Raw genomic sequence first — 4,237 nt, 5'->3', positions numbered from 1 at the left:
TTCTTGTCTAAATAGTTTAGCGATTCATGTCCTTGTTGTAGAAAGACATGAAAGTAGGAACTAATTTTCTAGCGTACAATGTTTAATTACCAATAAATCTAGTTCATTTAGTACCTATTTTCTTGTCCGCATATCGAGACAAGAAAATGGGTACTTCTTTAAACGGAGACACCCAAGTGGATACTTTCTGAATAGACTTCAAATTATAGATTTGAAATAAATACAAAATCTTTGTAAGAAAGACGTGAGGTTTCTAAAAAGATACGATGCTTTACCTCTTCATTTAAACCAATTAGAAGCACACAATATAATACTTTTATTAAAATTAATGAAATAGAAGACTAACTATATATATCTATAGAGTTAGTCTTCTATTCATAATAACAATTATTTATGAGAATTCAGGTCCTTTTTATCGTTTTAGGAAACAAAAAATTGCTTAGCTTGATAGTAATATGGCGGATCACTATAACTAGTCAGTTATCGATTATTTGTTAAATTCTTTGAAAATACATCTTTCGTGATGTAGAAAGAATGCATACCTGCAAATTCTTTAAATTCTTCATTTAAATTTTTGACTTTTTCTTCAAATTGAAATCCGAGCTTTTTCAAAAATATAAAGATTGAATTTAGCAATATTATTTACGTTGTTTTTTTGTTCATCTCTATGCTCCATAGAATAATATCTTGTATTTCTTCTAGTGAATACGACGGAGATGACATAAAACGGTTTGTTTTGGGATGTTTTTGTAATTCGTATAAAGATTTTGCATCAGATATGTGATAAGGTTTGATTAATAATCTTTTGGTTTCAATATGAGCCGTACTAACAATCTACAGTACTACGTCTAATCTTGTTTCATTAGTTATTTCAGTAATATTAATAGCATCAGCCGGAGAATCATTGTTAGTTTGACTAGGTGTCTTCTCTTTATCAGCAAGAAACTTGTTTAGCATCTCCGTAATAATCCATAAGGGGACACCTTTATCTTTTAACATTTTCCATAAATCCATTTCAGTAAATTTGACACTAGGTTGTTTTACATCGTTGTCTGATGAACGAATATCAAATTTTATAACAGAATCATTATTAGATTCTTTTCCATAAGTAGAAGGAGAATCTTGAGTATTCTTTACTGTACCCACAGTTGAATACTTTGTAGATTGATTTACCCTATGTGCATTTAGACCAATTTCCATTCCTTACACTTGTTTACTCTAAATTTTTTTATATAGATATTACGAGTTAAAAGATACTTTGGAAATATAAATTTATGGAACTACTACTATCAATATTCATTGAAAGATCAACTCTTAGTAGATATTTTTATAAGTATTTTAGTAATTGAATGATTTCTTTTTTAAACTCAGGACTTGCTAATTTCAATAACTTAGGGACTTCTCTAAAGTGTTTTACAAGGGCTTTATTGATTTTATTAGAGTAATGCTTTTTGTCACCTGTAAGCAGGTCTACAATGTCGTTTTTTAACGAAGTACTCACTTTCCCCCATAAAAATTCTGATTCTGTCTTATGTTTATCAATAAATATTTTTACTTGATTAATAAAAGGATCATTTTTATGCTGAATAGCATCTTGTAACTGTGTAATTGTCATCACTTCTGCTTGAAGAGATTGGTACATAGGAGCTGGATTAGCATTTTCGGCAGCACTTACATTTGTTGCGAAAACTCCAATACCACTACATCCAATCATACTAGCCAAAGCAATTCCTGTACATTGTTTTACAAATGATTTTGGTTTTCTTGCGTTCATAATAAATCTGCCTCCTATATTAATATTTTGTCTTACAGGTAAATGCTACCATATTTATCAGGAGTTTGGGCATATCGAATGTTACAATATAGTTAAATATTAGGATTTAAAACTTTGTGATAATACGTTTAAAGATTCAATTGGACCTGGTGGTTTGGAAAGTAAGTCTTTTTTCTGAAGTTGGATATACGTTAGAAAGTGCTGTTAAACTAGGAATAAATGATAAGGGGCTAAATGCTGATGGAAATGTGAGTATGATTAAAATAAAGATTTGATGATAAATAAATAAGAGCACATTTGTATATCCGCTCTTAGAAAGGGAAGTAGACAGTCAGTGATAATACAAGAAAATGATTTATTGGATATAAAAAGGAGATTGGAACACAAGAAAAAATTCAGCGTCGATAAATTGATATGAGCTTTTCTACATGTGAAAGAAAAGAGTCTAATTTTACGAAAGATGAAATCCTATCAGCAGCTCGTGATTTTAAACCTTTTTCTATTGATGAATATGGAGAGAAGAGTTTTGGTGGTAAGCACCCTGATGCAGATATTCTATTTAGAAATAAAGGGTCAAAACAATTAGATAGGGCACATTATTTTACACTTGGTGCAAGAGTAAGTTCAATATTACCAATGAAAATAGCTTCTTATTGTAATGCTTTAGAATGCCTGTTTACTACCGATAAGTCTGAAGTAAGCCGCAAAATTGCAGAACGTGTTGCATTATTGTTAGGCACTTCAGATGAATCAAAGAAAGAGTATTTCGATCTTATTAAAAAGGCTTATGGATGTCGTTCGACTGTGGTACATGGTCAACATATTAAAGGCGAAGAAAGTGATTTCATTGAAATTTCTAAAAAATTAGATGATATTCTAAGACAACTACTTGTTGCAAAACATGAGATATTTTCAAAAAAAGATTTAGAGATAGAGACGTTCTTTACTGATTTACTCTTTAAAACTAAATAACAACTCTACTCAATTTACTAGAAATACCACCAACTCATGATGCACCTATAGATGCAGTAACGATAACTTTTAAAGAAAATTTAAAATAAGATAATCAAATTAAAAAATCTATACAAAAAGAACCAATCATAAATTGCCCGGTTCTTCTTGTATATCTAAGAATTATAGTTAACAATAACATGAAATTTATTTTCACATAGCTAATTAACTTTAAATATATACCTTTCTAAAAGAACCCTAAATTATTACACAAGACCAATTAGATTTAGTTCGATAAAATTTTAGTTTTGACTTTCTTGTCTAAACTAAAATATCATGAACAATCGTTGATAAATAGCCATTATCATAAATTTTGTAGGGACTTTCATGTCTTAATAACAGGACAAGAAAATCTAAACTACTTAGCCAGTAATAATGCAATAAGAAGAAAGTTAACTTTCTTCTTATTAGGTTTCTCGAGTAGAATTGTTACATTTTTTATTCGAAAATATGATAAATCTCTAAAATGCTGGTGATACCTCTAATGTAAAAACTTTTATTTAAAAAGCCATAGGTTCTTTACCTTTATTTGTCCAAACGGTACCTCTACGTTCAAATTCAATCATTTTCTCGACAGCGTGTGCAATTTTTGGTCCTAGTTTTTGTTCAATTGTATAAATAGCAATATCTATCCCTGAAGTAACACCACCGCTAGATACTAAATCTCCATCATCTACGATACGAGCATGCACTGGTGTAGCTCCCATTTTAGGTAAAGCACCCATCCCCATAAAATGTGTACTAGCATATCGACCATTTAGTAGTCCAATCATGCCTAAAAGGTTAGCACCTACGCATACTGTATTTAAAGTAATATTAGGGTTGTGTGCTGCTTGGTGTAGCATAGTTTTCAACTCCGTCTCAGAAGCTTTTTTTAACCTATTTACAACTGAATTTGGTCCATCATCGTAGGAATCGCCAGCACTACCTGGAATTAAAATTACACCTTCAGCGGTTGGATCGAGTATGCCTGTGGCTTCGATTCTTACGCCATTTACTCCACTTTTAACTAATCTTTTCCCTTCGACAGTTACTAACTCCACTGTTACTTCTTCTGGAGAAAGAGCTGCTGCAACGTGAAAGACATCATAAGGAGCAAGTGCATCCATTAAATCAAACCCATCAAATAAAACAACTTGAAATTTCATATTTTATACACATCCTATAATTATTTCAGACCGAACAGTTCGGTCTGATGAAAGTGCTATATACAGATTAATGAACAATCCTACAGTTACAAGGAATATGATAATAGGTATATATATATAACAGTCAATAGTTGCTTATAACACCTGGATTTTAATATCATAAAAATTCTGTAATATACGGCGGAAAAGTAAATAAAAAGAGAGAGTTTAGAATCTGAAAATCTGAATTTATAGATGTAATTATCCGTGATGTATGGGTTTTATGAGCAGCATCATTTTATACATTTTGAATTTCCTTTCAGTG

General features: G+C 30.8%; 5 protein-coding genes. 2 read left to right on the top strand and 3 right to left on the bottom strand.

The annotated features are described in order from the left end of the window. Positions 1-834: 834 nt before the first annotated feature. Positions 835-1,200: a DUF3914 domain-containing protein gene (locus DN403_RS30000; RefSeq protein ID WP_149186075.1), complete on the bottom strand. Its 366-nt coding sequence runs from the start codon at positions 1,198-1,200 to the stop codon at positions 835-837. Positions 1,201-1,327: 127 nt separating this feature from the next. Then, positions 1,328-1,774 (bottom strand): hypothetical protein, encoded by a 447-nt coding sequence (locus tag DN403_RS29995; RefSeq protein WP_000993975.1) that lies wholly within the window; start codon positions 1,772-1,774, stop codon positions 1,328-1,330. Between the two features lie 116 nt (positions 1,775-1,890). On the opposite strand from DN403_RS29995, the gene DN403_RS31485 reads away from it, so the two are divergent. Both DN403_RS31485 and DN403_RS29990 read left to right on the top strand, forming a co-directional pair. Next, a complete protein-coding gene (locus DN403_RS31485; RefSeq protein ID WP_179958958.1) occupies positions 1,891-2,049 on the top strand; it encodes a hypothetical protein in 159 nt (52 codons plus the stop codon). 139 nt (positions 2,050-2,188) lie between these two features. Next, entirely contained in the window at positions 2,189-2,746 is a 558-nt protein-coding gene (locus tag DN403_RS29990; RefSeq protein WP_170961941.1) for a HEPN domain-containing protein, read from the top strand. A 539-nt stretch (positions 2,747-3,285) separates the two neighbouring features. Here DN403_RS29990 and DN403_RS29985 read toward each other — a convergent pair. After that, positions 3,286-3,933, bottom strand: coding sequence for a DJ-1/PfpI family protein (locus DN403_RS29985; protein WP_149186074.1), 648 nt, complete (start codon positions 3,931-3,933; stop codon positions 3,286-3,288). Positions 3,934-4,237: the final 304 nt, after the last annotated feature.

It is taken from the genome of Bacillus sp. AY2-1 (genome assembly GCF_008368965.1).
Taxonomy (GTDB): Bacteria; Bacillota; Bacilli; order Bacillales; family Bacillaceae_G; genus Bacillus_A; species Bacillus_A thuringiensis_S.
Note: the sequence above shows the minus strand (reverse complement) of the source record. Positions and strands in the feature narration are given on the sequence as shown.